Raw genomic sequence first — 431 nt, forward strand, 5'->3', positions numbered from 1 at the left:
CTTCAAAGGGAAATACTGACGCGCTGTCGTCGACAAATTCGCACATGAACAGGTTGCGGAAGTCCTCGGCGCTGTTCTCCCGCTTCAGCACGTCGAGGTCAAACAGGTTACAGCCGCCGCGCAGGGCGTCCTCAATGGTAACGATTTGCCGCCACTGGCCGTCATCGCACAGCTTCCCGGCCGCTAACGCGCTGTGGCTGATGTCGATCTCGACGTGTTCGCTGGCGTTTTTGCGACCCTTGTTAAACAACTCGCCGGACCAGAAAGGAAACGCGCCATGCCCCAGCGTTGACGGGGTAGAAAAGTAGGTCGACCGGAGGTGCTTTTGCGAGGCCATGCCGGAGGCGACTTTGCGCAGTTTCTGGAAGTTGGGGATCCAGAAAATCTCATCGACCAGCAGGTCGCCGTTATGGCTTTGCGCAGTGTTGGAG

At 58.0% G+C, this 431-nt stretch carries 1 protein-coding gene; it reads right to left on the minus strand.

The genetic code is table 11. The features are described 5' to 3' along the window. On the minus strand, window positions 1–431 hold a 431-nt coding region (locus tag KHA85_RS16925; protein ID WP_213186687.1), incomplete at both ends, for a terminase large subunit domain-containing protein.

Source organism: Dietzia massiliensis (assembly GCF_018390595.1).
Classification (GTDB): domain Bacteria; phylum Actinomycetota; class Actinomycetes; order Mycobacteriales; family Mycobacteriaceae; genus Dietzia; species Dietzia massiliensis.